Origin of the sequence: Bradyrhizobium sp. SZCCHNR1093 (genome assembly GCF_032381175.1) — a bacterium.
Classification (GTDB): domain Bacteria; phylum Pseudomonadota; class Alphaproteobacteria; order Rhizobiales; family Xanthobacteraceae; genus Bradyrhizobium.
The window spans coordinates 63246-87139 of record NZ_JAUHJJ010000008.1 but is presented as its reverse complement, the minus strand read 5'-3'; the positions used below and the strand labels follow the sequence as shown (position 1 = coordinate 87139).

The 23894-nt window shown below is 68.3% G+C and carries 3 protein-coding genes (1 of these 3 only partly in view); all 3 read right to left on the bottom strand.

The features are described from left to right. Tightly spaced (each overlapping or abutting the next), the 3 genes in view from QX070_RS23550 to QX070_RS23540 form a layout consistent with a single transcriptional unit that may run on beyond the window. Window positions 1-7583: the 5' end (the start) of a non-ribosomal peptide synthase/polyketide synthase gene (locus QX070_RS23550; RefSeq protein ID WP_315739518.1), read on the bottom strand. Its footprint begins 8827 nt before the window's first position; 7583 of the gene's 16410 nt are visible here — the first part of the coding sequence; its start codon is at window positions 7581-7583; its stop codon lies off the left edge, out of view. Then, window positions 7576-14175 (bottom strand): non-ribosomal peptide synthetase, encoded by a 6600-nt coding sequence (locus tag QX070_RS23545; RefSeq protein WP_315739517.1) that lies wholly within the window; start codon window positions 14173-14175, stop codon window positions 7576-7578. The genes QX070_RS23550 and QX070_RS23545 overlap by 8 nt, the downstream gene beginning before the upstream one ends. Beyond that, complete coding sequence (locus QX070_RS23540; protein WP_315739516.1) at window positions 14172-23894, bottom strand: non-ribosomal peptide synthetase; 9723 nt, start codon at window positions 23892-23894, stop codon at window positions 14172-14174. The genes QX070_RS23545 and QX070_RS23540 overlap by 4 nt, the downstream gene beginning before the upstream one ends.

Here is a 23894-nt window from a genome sequence, read left to right as displayed (position 1 = left end):
GCTGCAACGGGCGCCTCCGGCGCTGGCAGCGCGTTGCGATCGACCTTGCCATTCACCATCAGAGGCAGGCGGTCGAGGACCATGATCCGCGCCGGCACCATGTGGTCCGGCAGCGTTGCGGACAGGGCCTCACGCAGCGTCGCAGCATCGAGCATGCCGTCGCCGCAGACATAGCCGACCAGCTGCCGACCCACGCCGAAATCCCTGGCGATCACGACGGCCGCGCTGACCGAGGGCTGCTGCAGGAGCCGCGCTTCGATCTCGCCGAGCTCGATGCGGAAGCCGCGAACCTTCACCTGGTGATCGGCCCGGCCGACATAGGCGATGGCGCCGTCGCTGCGCCAGCGCGCCAGATCGCCGCTTCGATAGAGCCGCGCGCCGGGAGGTCCGAAAGGATCGGGAATGAAGCGCTCGGCCGTCAGCGCCGCGCGCCCGAGATAGCCGCGCGCCAGCCCGTCTCCGCCGATATGGAGCTCGCCCGTCGTTCCCTCGGCGACCGGATTGAGATCGGCATCGACAATGCACAGGATCGTGCCCGGGATCGGGAAGCCGATCGGCACGCCCGACCCGCTCGGCCCGCGACAGTTCCAGAAGCTGGCATTGATGAGCGCTTCGGTCGGCCCATACCGATTGTCGAACCGGATCGCCGGGAACACCGAATAGACTTGGTCCTTCAGCTGGACCGGCAGGGCCTCGCCACCGGAGAACAGGCGCTTCAAGGTCACGCACCGCTGAACCTCTGGCTCAGCCACGAATTGCGCGAGCATCTGCGGCACGAAATGCAGCGTGGTCACGCCATGCGCAGTGACCGCATCGATCAGCCGCTTCGGCTCGCGATGTGCGCCTGGCGCTGCAATCGCAAGCCGCGCGCCGACGATCAGCGGCCACAGGATTTCCCACACCGCGACGTCGAAGCTGAACGGCGTCTTCTGCAACAGCGTTTCGCTGGGATCGAGCCCGTACTCCTTCTGCATCCATCCTAGCCGTGCCGCCAGGGCGCCGCGCGTGCAGGCCACGCCCTTGGGCACGCCGGTCGAGCCGGACGTGTAGATCACATAGGCGAGGCTCTCGGCATGAACCGGAATCCGAACATCGGAGCCATCAGTGGCGCGCAAACCGCGACCCTCACGGGCGCCGTCGACCACGAGCAGCTCGGCGCCCACCCCTGCCGTGATCTCGATCAGCCGATCGCGCAGTTGCGCCTGCGTCAGCACCAGCCGGGCGCCACTGTCGCACAGCATCGCGGCGAGCCGCTTGGCGGGATAGTCCGGATCGAGCGGCAGGTAGCCGGCGCCGGCTTTCATAACGGCCAGCACAGCCACGACCAGGTCGGCGCTGCGCTCGAATGCCAAGCCGACCGGAGCATCCAGAGCGACGCCGGCCTGCCTGATCTGTCGCGCCAGTCGGTTGGCCCGCGCATTCAGTTCGGCGTAGCTGATCCTCTCCTGACCGGAGATCACGGCAATGGCCGCAGGCGACCGTGCGACCTGCTGCTCGATCTGCGTCACGACGTCGACGAAGTCGTCATTCACCGTCCGCGCGACAGGTCCCGAGCTCCAGCCGAGCACTCGATGCAAAGCGGCGGCGTCCAATCCATGCAGCTCTGCGACCGGTCGGCTGCCGTCGTCGGCAATGCGCGCGAGCAGACAGGCGAAAGCTGCCTGTATCCGCTCGATCTGCGCCTGGTCGAACTGGCTGCGATCGTAGCGGAATCCAAGCCGGATGCCCCTGTCCGTCACGAACACCGCGACCGTGAGCGCATAGTTCGTGATCGAGATCTGCTCGGCGCGGCTGGCACGCGGCCCCTCGCCGGCCTGATCGCGCAGCGCCGCGTCGACCGGATAGTTCTCGAACACGAAGATGGAGTCGAACAGCGGCCGGCCGGCGCGGCCCGCAAGCCGCTGAATCTCGTGGAGCGGCATCCAGCCATGCTCGCGCAAGTCGACGTTGCGATCCTGTAAGCCGCGCAACCAATCACCGACCGACATTTGAGGCGTTGCATCCTCGAACACGGGCACGGTGTTGATGAACAGGCCGACGGTCTCCTCCACGCCCGCGATCTCAGGCGGCCGGCCGGAGATCGTGGCGCCGAAGCAGACGACATCCTGGCCGGTCAAGCGCCGCAGCAGCTGTCCCCAGGCCGCTTGCAGGACCGTGTTCAGGGTCACCCGCTCGCGCCGCGCCACGACCTGCAGCCGCTCCGTCGTCGCCCCATCGATGACGAGATCGATCGAGCCATGGCCGTCGGCAGGCGCGGCCGGCCCGCCCAGCGCATCGGCAAGCAGGCTCGGCTCACCGACCGTCGAGAGCGAGCGTGCCCAGAACGCGCTCGACGCATCGCGATCCTGCTGCTGCAACCAGGCAATGTAGTCGCGGTAGCGGCCGCGTGGGGCGGACAGCGACGCGCCACCGACATGCTTCATGATCTCGCCGATGAGCCTTGCCGCGCTCCAGCCGTCGAGCAGGATGTGATGATGTGTCCAGATCAGGCGGTGCACACCGCCGCCGAGATCGATGAGACGGACCCGCTGCAATGGCGGACGCGACAGGTCGAAGCCGGCCCGCCATTCGGCTGCGGCCACATCGGCCAGCGCCGCGTCACGCGCGGCCTGATCCATCGAGTCCACACGGTCGCGCCAGTCCTCCTCGACGAAGGGGACAGGAACCTGCCGGTGGACGACCTGCTGCGGCGCGCCCGACAATTCTCTCCACACGAACACTGTCCGCAGCACCGCGTGTCTCGCCGTCACCGCCTGCCACGCCGCGCGCAAGCGCGCCGCGTCCGCACCGCTGATGTCGACGGCGATCTGGCTGACATAGTTGCCGCTGTCACCGTCGCGCAGCGCGTGGAACAGCATGCCCTGCTGCATCGGCGACAGCGGATAGATATCCTCGATATCGCGCCAATCGCGCGACGCTCCGAGCAGGTCGAGCTCCGGCTGGCTGAGGCCTGAGAGCGGAACGTCCGACGGCGTGAGGCCGTATACGCCGTTCGTGCAATGCGCGACGAGTTCGCGCAGGGCCGCGGAATAGCACGCGGCCAGCCGCTCGATCGTCGCGCGGCGATAGCGTCGGCGGCCGAAGCTGAATGTCAGCCTCAGCCGGCCATCAAGCACCTGGCCGTTGATGCTGAGCCAGCGCCCGAGCGGCGCGCTCGCGCTGCGTGACGGCCCCGCGCCTTCCGGCGCGAGCGCGAAGGCAAGGTCGGAGCCGGCGCCGAACTGGCCGAGATAGTTGAAGACGATCCGCGGCTCGGCTCCGCCCGTCAGGGCGGCGCGCTGCTCGGGGCTGCCGCAATAGCGCAGCACGCCGTAGCCGAGCCCGCGCGCCGGGATGGCCCGCAACTCCTCCTTGATCGATCTGATCAGCGTAGCGTTATCGCCAGCACAGCCGGCGAGCCGAACGGGAAACGCGGTCGTGAACCAGCCGACCGTTCGCGACAGGTCGAAGCCCTCGAAGATGTCTTCCCGGCCGTGACCTTCGAGCTCGACCAGACATTCATCGAGCCCGCTCCAGCGGCTGACCGCGCGGGCCAGCGCCGCCAGCAGCAGGTCATTGACCTGGGTGCTGTAGGCAGCGGGCGCCTGCTTGAGCAGTTGCCCGGTCATGTCGGTATCGAAGGACACGACGACATCCTCACCATCGGCGACGCGATCGGTCTCGCCGTGATCATCGTCGCATGGCACGTCGCCTGCGGCGGTCCGCTGTCTCCAATAGTCGAGCTGACCAGCCAGCTCCTCGCTGGCGGCGTAGTCTTCGAGACTGATGCCCCATGACGCCATGGACCGGCTCTTGGAAGGCAGAGCAATCGCGGCCGCGCCCTGCGCCACCTGTCGATACGCCGAGGCGATGTCCTCGAGCAGCACGCGCCAGGACACGCCATCGACGACGAGATGATGCACGACGATGAGAAGCCTCTGGCTGCCGTCGGCAACGTCCATGCCGACGAGCCGCAGCAACGGTCCCTGCAGAGACAGGCTTGCCTGCGCGGTCGCGCCAGCCGAGGTGATCTCAGCCGCATCGGCGACGGTGCGGATCCAGAGCAGATCGGCGCTCGCCGGCATCGCGCCGTATCTCGCCTGCCACTCTCGGTCGCTTTGCCGAAATTGCAGCCGCAGGGCATCGTGATGCGCCACCACGGCCTCGACCGCCTGCGCCATCACCCACCAGTCGAGCCGCGCCGACGGCACGAGCATCAACGCCTGATTCCAGTGATGCCGTTCGCCGGCGTCCTCGGCAAAGAAGCGGCGCTGGATCGGCAACAGCGGCACCGGATCGCCATCACGCGCAAGCGGCTCAGCGGATGCAACGACGGCCCGATCGCGACGCGCGACCCGCGCCAGCTCCTGCAGCGTCTGATGCCGGAACAGATCGCGAGGCTCGATCGACAGGCCACGCTGGCGCGCGCGTCCGACCACCTGCAGCGAGATGATGGAATCGCCGCCGAGCTCGAAGAAATTGTCGGTCAGGCCCACCCGCGAATGGCCAAGCAATTCGGCCCAGATCGCCGCCAGCTCCAATTCCGCGGGGGACTGCGGCACGACGTAGTCGGTCTCGGCGGACAATTGCTCGGGCGCCGGCAAGGCGTCGCGATCGACCTTGCCATGCGCCGTGAGCGGCATCCGCGACATCAGTACGATGCGGGCCGGAACCATGTAGTCCGGCAGCTCCTCGGACAACGCCGCCCGCAGCCCGGTCTCGTCGAGGCCGTCCTCGCCGCAGACATAGCCGACGAGCTGCTGGCGTCCGCCGATCTCGCGTGCCACCACCACCGCCGACTGAACACCCGCCTGCCGCGTCAGCCGTGCCTCGACCTCGCCCGGCTCGATGCGGAAGCCGCGGATCTTGAGCTGGTGGTCGGACCGGCCGACATAGTCGATGACGCCATCGGCGCGCCAGCGCGCCAGATCGCCGGTGCGATACAGCCGCGCGCCAGGTGCGCCGAACGGATCGGGGATGAAGCGCTCCGCCGTCAGCGCCGGCCGATTCCAATAGCCGGCCGCGAGCCCCTCGCCGCCGATATGAAGCTCGCCGGTGACGCCGACCGGAACGATGTTGAGATCGCCGTCGAGAACATAGGCCGAGCGCCGGCCGACTGGACGGCCGATCGGTGCATAGGCGCAGTCGATCTCGGCATCGACGTCGACCTTCCAGACCAGCGGCGTGACCACTGTCTCCGTCGGACCATAGCCGTTGATCAGCTTGCGCGGCCGCAGCGCCTGCCTGACCTTGTCGAAGCCCGATTTGGGCATTGCCTCACCGCCGAACGAATACAGCGACACGGGCGGCGGATCACCGCGCCACGCCGCGAAGTCGGCGAGCTGCCGCAGATAGGCCGGCGGAAAGCCGGCATTGGTCACGCGCTGCGCGCCCATCACGTCGAGCGTCTTCTCCGCCGACCAGAGATCGGCATCACGCATCACCAGCGCGGCGCCGCAGCCCAGCGCGGTCCACAACCGCTCATGCGCGCCGTCGAACGTAAAGGAGAGGAAGTGCAGCTCGCGCGACTGCCGGCCCATCTCGTAGAGCTCGGCGGTGGCCTCGCAATGCATTGCGAACGATCCGTGAGCGACCGCAACGCCCTTCGGCACGCCGGTGGAGCCGGACGTATAGATCACGTAGGCGAGGCTCGAGGGATGGACATCGACCGCCGGGTCGCTCTCCGTCGTCTCAGCCGTCATCGCGCCGAGATCGACGACCGCGATCCCCGGCATCGGCGGCCATTGCGACAGTCCCGCCGCATCGACCAGCACGACGCGCGCGCCGGCATCTCGAACGGTGGCGGCCAGCCGCGCTGGCGGATGATCAGGATCGAGCGGCAGATAGGCCGCGCCGGCCTTCAGGACGGCAACAAAACCGGCGACGAGATCGGGCGAGCGCCGCATCGAGAGGCCGACGAGCTCGCCGGGACGAACGCCGAGCGTTGCAAGATGCTGCGCGATGGCGTTGGCGCGGCGATCGAGCGCCTGATAGGTGATCGTCTCGGCCCCAAACACCAGGGCCACTGCGCTCGGCGTCTCCTTTGCGTGCCGGGCGAACATCCGATGCACCGGCTGGAACGGCACGAGCGCGGGAGGGCAAGCGTTCCACTGTCTGACGTCGTCGCGTTGCCGGGCCGACAACAGCTCCAATGCCGCGATCCGACGTGTGGGATCCGCGACCATCGCCTGTAGGATCGTGAGCCAATGCCCGGCGAACCGTGCGATGGTCGACCGGTCGAACAGCGCGGTGGCAAAGGAGAACAGCGCCGAGACGTCTCCCGACGGCGCCTCCTCGCTGTCGAGAGCGAGGTCGAATTTCACCGTGTCGATCTCTGCCGCGATCGTCTCGATCTGCAATTCGGACGCAGCCGGCGCATGCGCCGGCTCGCGCCGATGCTGATGGTTGTAGAGCACCTGGAATAGCGGAGTCTGGCTCAGGCTGCGCTGCGGCTGCAGCACGTCGAGCAAGCGCTCGAACGGCAGGTCCTGGTGATCCTGGGCTTCGAGCGAGGCCTCGCGCAACGTCTTGATGACGTCGCCGATCGTACCCTGACTGTCGATCCGTGTGCGCAGCACCTGGGTGTTGACGAGCAGGCCGATCAGACGCCGCGTCTCCGACCGGTCGCGATTGGCGAGCGGAATGCCGACGCTGATGTCGGGCTGGCCGCTGTAGCGATAGAGCACCAGCTTCAGCGCCGCCAGCAGCACCACGAACAGCGTCGTGTGCTGTCCCCGCGCCAGCTCGCGCAGGCGATCGGAAAGCTCCGCCCCGAGCGACAGCCGTATGGCATCGCCAGATTGATCGGCCTGGGCTGACCTGGGCCGATCGAATGGCAGCGGCAGCATGGCCGTGTCATGGAGACGAACGGTCCAGTAGCGAAGCTGCCGCTCCTCCTCGACGGCACCGAGCCACAGTCGCTGCCAGGCGGCGAAATCGGCGTAGTCGATCTCGAGCGCCGGCAGCGAGGCCACCTCGCCGCGGGCGGCGGCGTGATAGAGCTGCCAGAACTCGTCGGTGAGAACCTGCATCGACCAGCCGTCGGCGACGATGTGGTGCAGCGTGACCGAGAGGACATGGTCGTGCTCGCCAAGACCCAGCAGCGCCGCGCGCAGCAGCGGTCCGGATTCCAGATCGAACGGCAACGCCGCTTCCTCACGCAGCAGCCGGCGCGCCTGCTGCTCGCGATCATCGCCCGCGATCTCGATGCGGCGAAGCGCGACAGGCGCCGGCAACCCTACGATCTGCTCCGGCTCGCCGTCGTCCTGCCGGAACGTCGTGCGGAGCGCGGCATGGCGCATGACGAGTTCATCGAGCGCCCGTTGGAGCGCACCAACATCAAGCCGACCCCGCAGGCGGATCGCGACCGGCATGTTGTAGGCGGAGCCGCCCGGATCCATCCGCCACAGGAACCAGAGACGGGCCTGCGCGAACGACAACGGCGCGCGCTGCAGATGCTGCCGGGCGATCGGCAAGATCGACAGATCGATCCCCTTGGCCGCCAACTGCGTCAGGAACGCGCGCTGCTTCGACGCATCGAGACGCACCAATCGACGCGCGATTTCGCCGAGCTGCTGGGCCTGGAGTCCGGACTGATCATTCATTGGCAAACTCGACTTCCTCAAGCAGATCGAACATGGCGGCAATGTCGTCGCTCCGCCTGCTCATCGGCGGGTCCGCGGCGAGCACAGACGCTATGGCCTCGATCGTGGTCAGCTCGAACAACCGCTTCAGCGGCACCTCCCGCGCGAGATCGCGCTTGATGCGGCCGACGAGCTGGACGGCCACCAGCGAGTCGCCGCCGAGCTCGAAGAAATTGTCGGTGACGCCGACGTCCGGCCTGTGCAGCAGCTCTGCCCAGATCGCCGCGAGTGCGGCCTCGGTCGGATTGCGCGGGCCGATGCGATGCGCTTCGGGAGCCCCGACATCGGGCCGCGGCAGCGCCTTGCGGTCGATCTTGCCGTTCGGCGTCAGCGGCAGCTCCGGCAGTACGATCACGCGCGACGGAACCATGTAGTCCGGCAGCGCTGCTGCGAGCGCAGCGCGGAGGCCGCCGCCGTCGAGCGTATCCTCGCCGCTGACATAGCCGACCAATTGACGGCCGCCGCCGAGCTCCTGCGCCACGACGACGCTGTCGCGCACGCCCGGCCGCTCCCGCAGCCGCACCTCGATCTCGCCGAGCTCGATCCGATGTCCGCGGATCTTCACCTGATGATCGGCGCGGCCGACATAGTCGAGCACGCCGTCGGCCCGCCAGCGCGCGAGGTCGCCGGTCCGGTACAGCCGCGCGCCGTCGCTGCCGAACGGATCCGGGATGAAGCGCTCCGCGCTCAACGCGGCGCGTTTCCAATAGCCGCGCGCGAGCCCGTCACCGCCGATGAAGAGCTCGCCAGTGACGCCGACCGGCGCCAGATTGAGTTCGGTGTCGAGCACGTACAACCGGGTGTTGCCGATCGGGCTGCCGAGCAGCGGCACCGGATCGGTCGCATCGAGGCGGTGACGCGCCGACCACACCGTGGTCTCGGTCGGCCCATACAGGTTCCAGACCTCGCTGCCCAGCGCGCCCAGCCGCCGCGCCAGGTCCGAGGCCAGCGCCTCCCCGCCGCTCAGCAGGCGACAGCCCTTCGGCAGCCATGGAGCCGTCTCGTGTGTATCGGCCGCGTCGTGATCGAGCAGCATGCGCCAGCTCGACGGCGTCGCCTGGACCATGGTCACGCCGTGCCGTGCCACCATCGCCTTGAGCGCCACCGGATCACGGGCCGCGGCACGGTCGGCGAGCACGATCCGGGCGCCATGGGTCAGCGGCAGCCACAGCTCCAGCACGGCGATATCGAACGACAACGAGGTCAACGCCAGCACGCGGTCGTCGGCCGCGATGCCCGGCTGCTCGGCCATCGTCGTCAGGAAGTTCGTCACCGCGGCGTGACGCACCATCACGCCCTTGGGCCGACCGGTGGAGCCGGAGGTGTAGATGACGTAAGCGAGGCTCTCCGGATGCACGTCGACAGCAAGATTATCGGTCTGGCCGAGGCCCTCGCCAGCCGCCACCTCGAGCAGCCATGCCTCGGCCTCGCTCCGGGCCAGCACCGGCGCGAAACAGTCGTGCAGCGTGGCTTGCGTCAGCAGCAGCTTGGCGCCGCTGTCGTTCAGCATGTGCGCGAGCCGCTCGGCCGGATAGTCCGGATCGAGCGGCAGATAGGCCCCGCCCGCTTTGAGCACCGCGAGCAGCGCAACCATCATCGTGACGCCGCGCTCCAGCGCCAGCCCGACCACAACATCCGGCCCGATGCCGCGATCCCTGAGCCGCCGCGCCAGGCGGTTCGCCCGCGCATTCAGCGCGCCGTAGCTGATCGTCTCCTGCCCGTTTACGAGCGCGATCGCATCGGGAGTTCGCGCCGCATGCACCTCGAACTGCCGGTGCACGCAGAGCGTATCCGCGAAGCTGACAGCCGTCGCATTCCAAGCGCGCAGCAGCCGCGCGCGATCATCCACTGGAACGACATCGAGCTGGCGCACCGGCGTGTGCGGCGCCGCTTCGAGCGCCAGCGCCAGCCGATCGAGCGACTGCTGCATCATCGCGCCGACCCGCTCGGGCGCAACCGGCGCCACGGCCTGGACCGTCAGGTGAAGTCCATGACCGTCGTCATCCACCGCCAGCATCAGCGGATAGTTGGTACGCTCCTCGCCACCGAGCCATTCGACGCCACGCAGAGCCTGGATGGGCTGCGCGTCTGCCCGCGCGTCCTGCCGCTGGCCGTGCCGATAGTTCAGGATCGCGGAGAACAGCGGCGTCGGCGGCGCGACGCCGCTGCAACGCTGGGCCATTGCCAGCGAGGCATGCTCATGAACCATCAGCTCCGCCAGCCGCGCATGCGTTGCGCGAACGCTGTCCTCAACCGACGTGCCGTCGAGATCGAGCCGCAACGGCAGCGTGTTGATGAACAGGCCCAGGCTGCGGCCGGTATCATGGCCAGCCTGCATGCGGCCGAGCAGCACGGTGCCGAACACGACCTGCTCACGTCCGCTGCTGCGCGCCAGCACCTGGCCCCAGGCGACATGACAGAGACTGGCGAGGCTCGCGCCAACGCGCCGCGCCTGCGCGCGCAGCCGCGCATCGAGCGCAGCCGGCAGGGGCAGCTTTGCCTCGCGCACGCCGGCGCCGTCGCTGCGCACCTCGATCAATCCGAACGGCGCCGTCGGCGCATCGATGTCGGCAAGCATGCTGCGGAAGAAGCGCTGCTGAGCATCCTGTCCGTCCGGCTTGCGAGTCTCGGCGACGAGATTGCGGAATGGAATCGGCGGAGGCAGAGCAGTGCGGCGTCCCGACAGGATCAGTTGCACCTCCTCATGCAACGCCTGCAGGGTGGAATGGTCGCCGACCATGTGATGCAGCACGACCAGCAGCAGCAGGCGATCACTTCCTGGGTCGCGGGCGACAACGAGACGCAGCAATGGCGCCTGGGTCAGATCGAGCCTGCAGGACTTCGGATCGAAGCGGCGCGCCAGCTCGACCTGGGCCGGCGCGTTGCCTTCGAGCTCAACTTCGGTGACGCTTAGCGGTGCCTGGCGCCAGACCACCTGCGCCGGCACCGACAGCCCATCCCAGAGGAACGACGTCCGCAGGACGTCATGCCGGTCGATCACGTCCTGAACGGCCGCAAGATAGCGATCCAGCAGATCACGGCCCGCAAATGCCATCTGCGCGACCAGCACGTAGGGGTCGCCCTCGGTCGCGAGCAGATGATGGAACAGGATGCCCTCCTGCAACGGCGACAGCGCGTAGATGTCCTGGACGTTGGCGACGCCGCCCGGCACACGGCCCACCACGCGGTCGATCTCGCCCTGGCTCAGCGCGATCAGCGGCAGCATGTCCGGCGTGATGGCCGGGCTCTCCGCCGTGATCAGGTTGTCAGGAATTGCGGTCTCCTCGCCCTGCCGCAGGCTGGCCGCGAGATCGCGCAGCACCGGCTTGGCGAACACCATCTGCGCATCGATCGTCAGCGCATGGCGCTTCAGTCGATCCAGCATGCGGACGACGAGCAGCGAATGACCGCCGAGCTCGAAGAAATGATCGTTGCGGCCGACGCGCTCGACGCCAAGCAGCTCGCGCCAGATGGCAGCGAGGGCCTGCTCGATTTCGCCGCGGGGCGGATCATAGGCGCCACGGCCAAACGCCTCGTCGTCCGGCGCCGGCAGCGCCTGCCGGTCGACCTTCCCGTTGGGTGTCAGCGGAAACGCATCGAGGTGAACGATCGCCGACGGAACCATGTAGTCCGGAAGACACGCCTGCAATTGCGTGCGCAGGCGCGCAGCCCATGCGCTGGGATCACCTGCATCGTCCGCCGGCACCACATAGGCGACGAGCGTGAGATCGCCCTGCGCATCGCGCCGCGCCAGGACTGCCGAGTCCCGCACGCCGGCCTGCGCATTCAGCCGATGCTCGATTTCGCCGAGCTCGATGCGGAAGCCGCGGATCTTCACCTGATGGTCGTTGCGGCCCAGGAATTCGATGTTGCCGTCGGCGAGATGGCGGCCGAGATCACCGGTTCGATACATCCGCGCATCGGTCGAACGATCGAAGGGATCCGCAGCAAAGCGCTGCGCCGACAGATCGGGACGGTTGAGATAGCCGCGGGCAATCCCTGCCCCGCCGATCCAGATCTCGCCCACGGCGCCGCGCGGCACCGGCATGCCCTGGGCGTCGAGCAGATAGATCCGCGCGTTGGCGATCGGGCGACCGATGGAGACGACGCCGCCGGCGAAGCCGGGCGGTCGGCGCCATGCGGTGGCGCAGACGGTCGCTTCCGTCGGCCCGTAGGCGTTGAAGACCGCAATCTCGGGCGGCAGCGCTTCGAACAGCTCCGGCCTTGGCAACTCGCCGGCGAGAACCAGCACCTCGAGCCCGGAGAGCCGGGCGAGGTCCGAGCGGCCCTGCAGCATCGCGGGCGGCAAGGTGGCGTGGGTGATGCGATGTTCGACGAGATAATTCAGCAGCTCCGCCGCGTCGCGATGCTCGCGGCTTCCGAGCAGATGCAGCTCGGCACCGGCACAAAGCGCCATGACGATGTCCCACACGCTTGCGTCGAAGCTGAAGGAGGCGAATTGCACGATCCGGCTGTGCGGACCGGTGTCGAACAGCCCGATCTGGGCCTGCGCGAGATTGACCAGGCCGTGGTGCTCGACCATCACGCCCTTCGGCTGTCCGGTCGAGCCCGACGTGTAGATAACATAGGCGAGATTGCGCGGCGTCAGGCCACGGGCAGCAACATCCGGTGCGCTCTCCGGCAGCCCGCTCCAGGCCGGCGCATCGCTTTCCACATCGATCACAGGGTGCGCCACGCTGCCGAGCGTGCTGGCGCTCTCACCGTCACAGAGCAGCAGCGTCGGCTGGGCATCGGCCACGGTCTCGCGCAGCCGCTGCGGCGGATAGGCAGGGTCAAGCGGCAGATAGGCCGCTCCCGCTTTGAGAACCGCGAGCACGCTGACGATCGCATCGATGCCGCGCTGCTGGCAGATCGCGACCAGCCGGTCCGGACCGGCGCCCAGCGCAACGAGATGATGCGCGAGGCGATTGGCGCGCTCCTCGAGCTCGCGATAGCTCAAGCTGACCGCGCCATGCACCAGCGCCACGGCGGAGGGGCGGCGGCGCGCCTGCTCTGCGACGAGCTCCTGGATGCAGCAGTCGGCTGGCGTGAACGACTGCGTCCGGTTCCAGACATCCAGCAGCAGCGCACGTTCCTCGGCCGGCAGCAGCTCGATCCGATCGACCGGCTGGCTGGTGTCGGCGACCATGGCGCGCAACGCAGCCAGCAGATAGAAGCGATAGCGCTGTACGGTATCGGCGTCGAACAGCGCCGTCGCGTAGTTGAGCTTGCCAGTGATGCGGCCGCCACTTTCGCTGAGATCGAGCTCGAGATCGAACTTGATCTTGTGCTGCTCGATCGCAAGGCGTTCGACCGCCAGGCCGGGCAGTGCGAACGAGCCGACATCGTTACTCTGCCACGCGAACACCACCTGGAACACCGGCGTGTATTCCGGATGCCGCGGCGGCTGGAGCGCCTCGACCAGGTGCTCGAAGGGCAGATCCTGATGATCCTGCGCCGCGAGGACCGCCGTCTTGACGCGGTCGATCAGCTCGGCGACAGCGGGACCATGCGAGAGGTCGAGCCGCAGCGCCAGCATGTTGACGAAGAAGCCGGCCAGGCCTTCGAGCTCCGAACGCATCCGATTTGCGCTCGGCGTGCCGATCACGAGATCCTGCTGGCCCGCCAACCGCGACAGCACGATGGCCCAGGCCGCCAGCACGATGACGAACGGGGTGGCGCCGAGCGCGTGGCCCTGCCGCCTGATGTCGGCCGATAGACCGTCGTCGATCTCCACCGGCACCGCGGCACCGGCGTTGGATCGCGGCGCAGAACGCCCACCGTCGGTCGGCAATGTCAGCAAGGATGGCGCATCGCGCAGCACGGCGGTCCAATGATCGAGCTGCCGCCGCAGCCGATCTGCCGTCAGCGAATGGCGCTGCCATGCTGCATAGTCCGGATACTGAATCGCGAGCGGCGACAACGGATCATTGCCGCCTGCGACGAAGGCGGCATACAGCGCCGAGAGCTCGCGGACGATGACGCCCATCGACCATCCGTCGGAGATGATGTGATGCTGGCTGAGCAGAAGGACATGATCATCATCGCCCAGACGGATCAAATGGCTGCGGATCAGCGGCCCCCGAGCGAGATCGAACGGCGCGCGCGTGCACTCATCCAGCACGTCGCCCAGCCGCTTCTCGCGGTCCGGCCGGACGCGAAGATCATGCATCTCCAGCGGCAGGCTGGTGTCGGACGGCAACAGCGCAATTCGCGGCTCGCCGTCCTCGGCGACAAAGACCGTCCGCAGCGCCTCGTGCCGGGAGAACAGGCGGTCGAGGCTGCGGCGCCATGCGCCGATGTCGAGCCGGCCGCGCAACCGCAGCGCCACGTCGATGTGATAATTCGCGCTTCCGCCATCGAGCTGCGCCAGCAGCCACAGCTGCTGCTGCGCGAAGGAGAGCGGCAGCCGGCCCCCGCGATCGACGATCGGGATCGTGCTTGTGTCGCGTCTGGCGGCGTTGCGGCCGCGCTGTCGCGCGCGCGATGCCAACCGGCGCAGCGTCTCCAGATCGAGGTCACGCAGAAGAGGCTGTCCTGATTGTCCGCTCATGATAGCTCCGCCGTCATCAGTTCCTGGAGCTCACCTTCGGCGAACTCCTGCTCGATCAGACTGATCGAGAGGACGCGCGCGAATTCCGCCAATTCCGGATGAGCGAACAGCTCGGACAATTGCACCGACGTGCCGAACTCCTGCGCGACACGGCTGAGCAGCCGTACCGCCAGCAGAGAGTGGCCGCCGAGCCTGAAGAAGTGATCGTCCCGCCCGATGCGATCGAGGCCGAGCAGTTCCGCCCAGATGCCGGCCACGATGATCTCGATCTCACCGACCGGAGCCTGATAGTCGTCCCCCGCCTCGCCTTGTGACGCCAGCGGCAGCGCCTTGCGGTCGACCTTGCCGTTCGGCGTCAGCGGCAACCGCGGCAGCACGATGACGCGCAACGGCACCATGTAGTCCGGCAGCATGGCCGTGAGCATCGCGCGCAAGTCGCCGCCGTCGAGGGTGCTGTCACTGCTGACATAGCCGATCAGGTGCCGCCCGCCGCCGAACTCCTGCGCGACCACGACGCTGTCGCGAACGCCGGGCAGTGCGCGCAGCCGCGCCTCGATCTCGCCGAGCTCGATGCGATGTCCGCGCATCTTGACCTGGTGATCGGCACGGCCGACATAGTCGAGCGTGCCATCGGCACGCCAGCGCGCCAGATCGCCGGTCCGGTACAACCGTGCACCAGCACCGCCCAACGGATCGGGAACGAAGCGCTCTGCGCCGAGCCCGGCGCGCCGCCAATAGCCCCGCGCCAGTCCCTCGCCGCCGATGAACAGTTCGCCGGCCACGCCGGGCGGCGCAAGATTGAGATTGGCGTCGAGCACGTAGAGCGTGGTGTTGCCGATCGGACCACCGAGCACCGGCATGGGATCATTGGAATCGAGCCGATGGCGCGCAGACCACACCGTGGTCTCTGTCGGCCCATACATGTTCCAGACCTCGCCGCTCAGCGCGACGAGCCGCCGTGCCAGATCGGGAGCCAGCGCCTCGCCGCCGCAGAGTACGCGACAGCGACGAGGCAGCGCGGTCCCGTCATGATCGAGCAGCATGCGCCAGCTCGACGGCGTCGCCTGGATCATGGTCACGCCGTGCCTGGCCACGATCGCCTTCAGCGCCGTCGGATCCTGCGCCGAGGCGCGATCGGCCAGCACGATCCGGGCGCCCCGTGTCAGCGGCAGCCACAGCTCCAGCACCGCGATGTCGAACGACAGCGAGGTCAATGCCAGCACCCGGTCGTCGGATGCGATCCCCAGCTGCTCGGCCATCGTCGCCAGGAAGTTCGTCACTGCGCCGTGACGCACCATCACGCCCTTGGGCAGGCCGGTCGAGCCCGAGGTATAGATGACGTAGGCGAGGCTCTCCGGATGGATGGTGCTGCCGAGATTGTCGGCGTCGCCCGCATCATCGTCGCGATCGAGCAGCCAGGCCTCGGCTCCGCTATCGGCCAGCGCAAGCGCGAACCGATCCTGCAGCCCAGCTTGCGTCAGAAGCCTCGCGCCGCTGTCGCTCAGCATGTGAGCAAGACGCTCGGCCGGATAATCCGGGTCGAGCGGCAGGTAGGCCGCCCCCGCCTTCAGCACGGCGAGCAGCGCGACGATCATCTCGGCGTCGCGCTCCAGCGCCAGTCCGACCACGACATCGGCGCCGATCCCGCGCGCCTGCAGCCGCCGCGCCAGCCGGTTTGCGCGCGCGTTCAACTCGCCGTAGCTGATCCGGCGGTCGCCGCTGACGATCGCAACCGCGTCCGGGACGGCGTTCGCCCGCGCCTCGATCTGCGCCACGAGGCTAGGCGCCGCGCCGATCGACGACGGTCGGGGTGACGTCTCGCCGATCGCAGCTCCGCTCCAGCGCAGGACGCACGCCAGCGCCTCCCCATCGACCATTCGAAGGCTGCCGGTCGGACGGGCGGCATCCGACGAAATCTGCATCATCCAGTCCCGCAACGACGCGCTCACCCGTCGGATCGCGTGCTCGTCCAATTGCGCACGATCGTAGTTGAAGTCGAGGCGCAGGCCCTCGGGTCCGTCGAACACGATGACGGCGATCGGATAACTGGTCGGCGTCACATGTTCGACCCGCCCGATCTGCGGCCCGGCACCGTTGCGCGCGGTGAGCGCCTGATCGATCGGATAGTTCTCGAACACCATCAGGCTGTCGAACAGGGGCTGCCCGGCCCTGTCGGCGAGGCGCTGGATCTCGTGCAGCGGCAGCCACTCATAGTCGCGCGCCGCGACGCTCCGCGCCTGAAGGGTTCGCAGCCAATCGCCGGTCGCGGTCTGCGGGTGCGCGCGGTCGATCAGCGGCAGCGTGTTGATGAAGAGGCCGACCATGTGCTCGGCGCCGGCAAGCTCGGCCGGGCGGCCCGAGACCGTCACGCCAAAGCAGACCGAGCTTTGCCCGGTATACTGCCGCAGCAATTGGGCCCAGGCCCCCTGCAGCAGCGTATTCATCGTGATGCGCTGCTGCGTCGCGAACCGCCGCAGGCGGGCAGCGAGATCGACGTCCACGCACAGCGTCAGCCGGCCGTGGCCGCTCGCAGCGTCGATCGCGCGGCTCGCACGCAAGGCGTCGGCGAGCGGCGTTGGCTCATCGAAGCCGCGCAGCGTCTCGCGCCAGAAATCCACGGCCGCCGCGTGGTCGCGCGTCTGCAGCCAGGCGATGTAGTCGCGATAACTGGCTTGCGCCGCCGACGGCGCAGCGCCGCCGATCTGCTGCAGCACGTCTGCGAGCAGCCGCGCCGAGCTCCAGCCATCGATCACGATGTGATGATGCGTCCAGATCAGCCACAGCCTGTCATCGCCGAGCCGGATCAGCCGCAGCCGCTGCAGCGGCGGCCGGGTGATGTCGAAGCCGAGCTCACGCTCGCGCCGTGCCGCCTCCGCAAGCGCCGCCTCGATATCCGCCGCCGCGACCCCATCAGCAATACGGCTGCGCCAATCCTCCTCGACGACGGGCACCTCGAGATGACGGTAGACGATCTGCTGGGCCACTCCGGACAATTGCTGCCAGACGAATCCAGTCCGCAGCACCGCATGCCGCGCACTCGCCGTCTGCCATGCCGCACGCAACCGCGCCGGCGTCACGCTCCGGAGCTCGATCGAGAGCTGGTTGACATAGACATCATCAGCGCCATCGCGCAGGGCATGGAACAGCAAGCCCTGCTGCATCGGCGACAGCGGATAGATGTCCTCGACGGAGTGACAGTCGATCGTCGCGCAGAGCCGGTCGAGCGCCGCCTGATCGAGCCCCGCGAGCGGAACGTCGGACGGCGTGAGACCGCCGACGCCGCCGAGGCAATGATCGACGAGACCGTGCAGCGCCGCCCGATAGAGCTCGGCGAGCCGTTCGACGGCCGCGCGCCGATAGCGCCGGCTGCCATAGCGGAAACCGAGGCGCAACTGTCCGTCACGTACCTCGCCGTTGATGGTGAGCCAGACCCGCAACGGCGTGTCGGCGGCCCGCATCGGTCCCGGGTTTTCCGGCGCAATCCGGTACGGCGCCGACGCGCCGAGCTGGCCATCGAAGCGGCCGAGATAGTTGAAGACGATGCGCGGGTTCGGCACCGCGGCCAGCGCCTCGCGATGCTCCTTCGCACCGAGATGGCGCAGGACTCCATAGCCGAGCCCGCGATCGGGCACGGCGCGCAGCGTCTCCTTGACGCGGGTGATGAGCGCGCCGTCGGTCTCGCTGCCGCCGTCGAGACGGACCGGGAATGCGGTCGTGAACCAGCCCACCGTCCGCGTGAGATCGACGTCCGCAAAGACATCCTCGCGGCCGTGGCCTTCGAGCTCGATCACGACGCCTTCGATCCCGCTCCAGTTCCAGAGCGCGCGTGCCAGCGCAGCCAGCAGCAGGTCGTTGACCTGCGTGCGATAGGCCGCAGGCGCGGCATCGAGCAGCCGTTCGGTCAGCTCCGCCTCGAGGTTCAGCACGACCTCCTCGGCGTCGGCCTCGACGTCGGTGCCACCATGATCGTCGTCGCAGGGCAGCTCGCTGCCGCGGGAGGACGCGAGCCAGAACGGCAGTTCGTCTCCGAGCCGATCGGAGGCCGCATGCGCTCGCAGTCGCTGCACCCAGGAGGACGGCGTGGAGCTCTGGGGCGGCAGGTTGACGGCGCCCGCCTGCCCCGTCAGCTGCTCGCAAGCCGACGCGATATCCTCGAGCAGAATCCGCCATGACACGCCATCGACGGCGAGATGGTGAATGGCGATCAGCAGCCGCTGGCTGCCGTCGCGCATGTCGAACCCGACGGCGCGCAGCAGAGATCCCGATGCCAATGACAGGCTCGCCTGCGCCGCCGACGCGTTCGTGCTGATGTCGGCCGGCTCGACTGCCGTGCGGAGCCAAAGCAGGTCAGGCGCGGCAGGCAGGTCGGACGGCACCGCCTGCCATTCACCCGCGACCTGCCGATACGTCATGCGAAGCGCATCGTGATGCCCCACGACGGCAGCGAGCGCCCGCTGCAGCACGCTCCAGTCGATCCGGTCCCGCGGGATCAGCAGCACCGCCTGGTTGAAGTGATCGCGGTTGGAGATATCCTCCGCGAAGAAGCGCAATTGGATCGGCAGCAGCTCCGCAGCGCAGGCGTTCATTGCGTTGCGTGCTGCTGCCGGCGGCGTGATGGCCGGCGCGGAGGTGGTCGCAACCACGCCGGCCAGCGCCGCTATCGTCTGCTGCGCGAACATCTGCTTCGGCGTCAGCATGACGCCGCGCTTGCGCAGCCGCGCGATGATCTGCAGGCTGAGGATGGAGTCGCCGCCGAGCTCGAAGAAATTGTCATTGCGGCCGATCCGCTCGCGGCCCAGCACGTCCTGCCAGACCGCGGCGATTGTCTCCTCCACCGCGCCGGCCGGGGCGGCATAGGATAGCACGGCGTCCTCGTCCGGCCGCGGCAGCGCCGCGCGGTCGAGCTTGCCGTTGGCGGTCAGCGGCAGCCGGTCGAGCACGACGATGCGCGAAGGCACCAAGTAGTCCGGCAGCATCGCCGAGAGTTGCTGCCGCAGCGTCTCCGGCTGCAACACGACGCCCGCCGCAGCGACACAATAGGCCACGAGCTCCTGACGCTCCTGCTCAGCATCGACGGCGCGGGCCACGACGGCCGCATCGGCGATGCCTTTCAGCAATGTGATCGCGCGGCTGATCTCGGCGGGCTCGACGCGGTAGCCGCGCAGCTTCACCTGATCATCGCGCCGGCCGAGGAACACGATCCGGCCCGCTTGATCACAGCGCACCAAATCGCCGGTCCGGTAGAGGCGTTCGCCTGCGGGTCCGAACGGATCGGGAATGAAGCGCTCGGCCGTCTGTCCAGGCGCACCGCGATAGCCGCGCGCCAGCCCGGCGCCGCCCACATAGAGTTCACCGGTGACCCCGGCCGGGACGATATTCAGCGTATCGTCGAGAACGTAGGCGCGCAGGTTGGCAAGCGGCAATCCGACCGGCAGCACACCTTTGGCCTCGGCGTCCGTCCACTCATGGGTCGTCACGCCGACCGTCGTCTCGGTCGGGCCGTAGTGATTGACGATCCGGCAGTGCGGCCGCAGCCGGCGGACCTCTTCGATCAAGCCGGGATCGCACGGCTCGCCGCCAAGGATCAGCACGTCACGCGGCAGAACGTCGGCCGAGCGCCGCGCCCGCAACAGGCCGCGCAGATGGCTCGGCACGATCTTGACAATCCCGACCTCGCCGTCGCGCATCGCTTGCGCAAACGCATCCGCATCGAACGCGGCATCGGCCGGAAGAAGATTCAAGGTTGCGCCGCTCGCGAGCGCGCCGAACAGCACGGTGTGGCCGAGATCGGCGGCAACGGTCGAGACCATCGCCATGCTCGCGTCGGCGCGTGGCCGCAGCCGGGACAATAGCGCCTGCACATAGTTGGCAAGTGCACCGTGTGACACGGCGACGCCCTTGGGCGCGCCGGTCGAGCCCGACGTGTAGATGATGTAGGCAGTCTGCGCCGGATGAACGCGCGGGCGAATGAACTCGCCGCGAGACGCATCGCTGCGCGACTCGCCATCCAGCGCGACGCATTGCAACGCGCTCGCCGCAGCGAGGCATTCGCCGGTCGCGATCAGGGTGTCGATGCCACCATCGTGAAGAATACGGTCAATACGCGCCACCGGCCACGCCGGATCGAGCGGCACGGCGGCGCCGCCCGCCTTCAAGACGCCGAGCAGCGCCGCGACGAAGCTCGGCGACCGCTCGATCCACAGCGCCACCGGCGTCTCATGCGTGACGCCCGCCGCAACGAGCGTGCGCGCGATCTGGTCCGACCAGCCCACGAGCTCGGCGACGCTGACGGTGTCCTGTCCTTGGCGCAGCGCGATCCGATCGTCGCGGCCCGCGAACGCAGCGTCGATCAGATCGAGGATGTCCATCGATGGGAAGCTCTTCACCTCCGCCGCGACGACCTGCCTGACGTCTCGCGCGATTGCGAAGTCGCGCAGCGGCCGGTCGATGCCCGCCGCGATCTGCCGCAGGAAATCGACGAGCTGGCTCCCGATCCGCTCGACCGTGGCCGCATCGAACAAATCAGTTGCGAAATTCAGGCTCGCATTCATGCCCTTTGGGCCGTCGATGATGTCGAGCGCGAGATCGAAATGCGAGCCGGCGAGATCGACGATGCGCGGCTCGGCGTGCAGGCCATCGCCGAGCGCAAATCCGGCCGGCGCGTCCATGTAGTTGAACTTGACCTGGAACAGTGGATTGTGGCCGCCGGATCGGGTCGGCTTGAGCGCATCGACGAGACGGTCGAACGGCAGATCCTGATGCGCCAGCCCGGAAATGACCTCCTCCTTCGCCCGCGCCAGCAGCTCGGCGAAGCTCATGCCGTCGGTCACGTCGGCCCGCAGCACCAGCGTATTGACGAAGCAGCCGATCAGCGACGCCAGCTCGGCCTGGCGGCGCCCGGCGACGGGCACGCCGACCCGCAGGTCGGAGCGGCCGGAGTAGCGGAACAGCAGCAGCTGATAGGCGGCGAGCAGCAGCATGAACATGCTGACGCGATGCTCCCTGGCGAGCGCGCGGAGCCTCAGCACCAGATCGGGCGCGATCTCGACGTGAATGGTGTCGCCGCGATAGCTCGGTACAGGCGGGCGCGGCCGGTCGAACGGCAATGCGAGCGGCGTATCCGCATCGCCGAGCCGCTCGCGCCAGTAGGCGAGCTGCTGCGCGGCCTCGGGGCCGGAGAGCCAATCCCGCTGCCATGCGGCGTAGTCGGCATATTGGACGGCGGACGGCAGCGGCAGCGCCCCTGCCCCGCGCCGGAGCCCGTCATAGAGCGCGGCGATCTCGGCCAGCAGCACGTCGAGCGAGAGCCCGTCGGCGACGATGTGATGCGCCGACAGCAGCAGTTCGTGGCGGTCGTCCGCGTGCTGCATCAGCACGGCGCGCAGCAGCGGGCCATTGATGAGATCGAACGGCCGCGCCAGCTCCTCGCGTGTCCGCGCCGCGACCCGCGACGCGCGCTCCGCCGCCGGGCTGCGCCGCAGATCCTCGACCGCGACCGGAATGTCCGGCGCCGCATGGATGACCTGCACGACGCGGCCATCCGGGGCGGAGAAGGTGGTGCGCAGCGTCTCGTGGCGGGCGACGATTTCGGTCAGCGCCTGCACCATCAGTGCCTGATCGAGCGGGCCGTCGAAATGCACCGTGCAGGCGATGGTGTAGGCCGTGCCGGCCGGATCCATGCTCCAGAGAAACCACAGCCGCTCCTGCGCGGGAGACAGCAGCTCGCGTATGCCCGCCGGTGCCGGCTGCAGCGGCGGGAGCACTTTCGCGTCCGCGCCGGCCGCATCGATAAGCTCTGCGAGCGCGGCGAGCGTAGGCGCATCGAAGAAGCCGCGCAGCGCGAGCTCGATTCCGAACTGCTCGCGCACCATCGCCGTGATCTGAGCGGCTGCGACCGAGTTGCCGCCGAGCATGAAGAAGTCGTCGTCGCGATCGACGGTCTCGCGCCGGAGCACATCCCGCCAGATCAGCGCAAGACGGCGTTCGGTCGCCGTCGCAAGCGCCGGGGACGGCGATGGGTCCGCCGCCTCGCGTCGCTGCTCGAACACCATGAAGCTATCGAGCGTGCCCTGCACCCACCTGGCGCGACAGGCGGACCGCTGCAGCTTGCCGCTGGTGGTCAGCGGCATGCCTTGCGGGTTCAGCAGCACGACCACCGCCGGATATTCCTGCGTCTGCCGCATGACCGCGTCGCCGATCGCCTTGATCAGCACGTCGGCCGGCGTTCGCCGCAGCACTGCCCTGCTGAACTCGGCAGCTACGCCGATGCCTTCGACGCCATCGATCTCGACCGGGAAGGCCGCGACACGTCCCTTCCGAACCGAGGCCACCTCGGTCTCAACGGCCTGCTCCAGATCGAATGGATAGATGTTCTGGCCGCGAACGATCAGCAGATCCTTGAGCCTGCCGGTGACGACGAGATCGCCGTCGCGGACGAAGCCGAGGTCGCCGGTCCGCAGCCAGCGCGCGCCGTCGCGAACGACGAACGTCTGCTGCGTCGCCCCGGGATTGTTCCAATAGCTCTGCGCGACGCTCGGGCCTGCGACCCAGATTTCGCCGACCTCATTCGTCCCGGCTCCGGCGGACGCATCGACCCTCATGATACGCACGGCGTGGCCGTCTGCCACGGCGCCGCACGCCATCAGATCCGTGCCCTCGCCGGCGTCCGCAACGCGCCCGCCGGCGAGGGCTGCGGGATCGAGCGTGTGACAAACCGCCCGGCTCGCGCGGTCGCCTGCCGTCACCAGCAAGGTCGCCTCGGCAAGGCCGTAGCACGGCGTCAGCGCGCGAGGATCGAAGCCCGCCGGCCGGAAGCGCGCGGCAAATCGATCCAGCGTCGCGCGGCGCACGAACTCCGAGCCGGAGAACGCGAACCGCCATCGGCCGAGGTCCAGACACGCGATCGCCTCGTCCGAGATCCGGTCCGCACAGAGCGCGAACGCAAAGTCCGGCCCGCCGCTGCAGGTGCCGCCGTGGCGATGGATGGCGTCGAGCCAGCGCCGCGGCTGCTCCAGGAAATTGCGCGGCGACATCAGCACCGCCGTGAAACCCGTGAACAGCGGATTCAGCAATCCGCCCATCAATCCCATGTCGTGATAGAGCGGCAGCCAGCTGACGAAGACGTCATCCCTGGTCCCGCCGAGCACCGCCTCTATTGCGATCTCATTGGCGACCAGGTTCCGGTGAGTGACGCAGACACCCTTCGGCTGCGACGTCGAACCCGACGTATATTGGAGGAACGCGATCGCTTCGCCGTGCAAGTCCGTCTCGCGCCAGGATGCGGCGGCATCGACCGGCACCTCGTCGACGGCAACAACATGAGCCTTGGGCTCGCCGAACGCAGCGACGATGGCGTCGCGCAGACGCGCCTGGGTGAGAATGAGCCGCGGCGCGGCATCGCGCAGGATGCCGTCGAGCCGGCTCGTGTAACGCTCCTTCCCGGTTTCCGGCGGATAGGCCGGCACGGCAATGACCCCGGCATAGAGGCACGCGTAGAACGCGACGGCATAGTCGGGACCGTTCGGCAGCAGAAGCACGGCGCGCTCGCCTGCGCCGGCAAGCTCCTGCAGATGTGCGGCCGTTGCGCGAATGCGTCGATCCAGCGCGGCGAATGTCAGCTCGTCGACGACATCGTCGCCTTCGATGAAGCGCAGCGCCGGATGATCGGCACGCGAGGCGGCATGCTCGCGGAGTCGTTCGACGAGGGTCTGTGTCGGCAT

What these genes read in the sequence shown, in the direction of transcription:
- QX070_RS23540 (WP_315739516.1), bottom strand. Translation starts at nt 23,894, where the DNA reads ATGCCGACACAGACCCTCGTCGAACGACTCCGCGAGCATGCCGCCTCG.
- QX070_RS23545 (WP_315739517.1), bottom strand. Translation starts at nt 14,175, where the DNA reads ATGAGCGGACAATCAGGACAGCCTCTTCTGCGTGACCTCGATCTGGAG.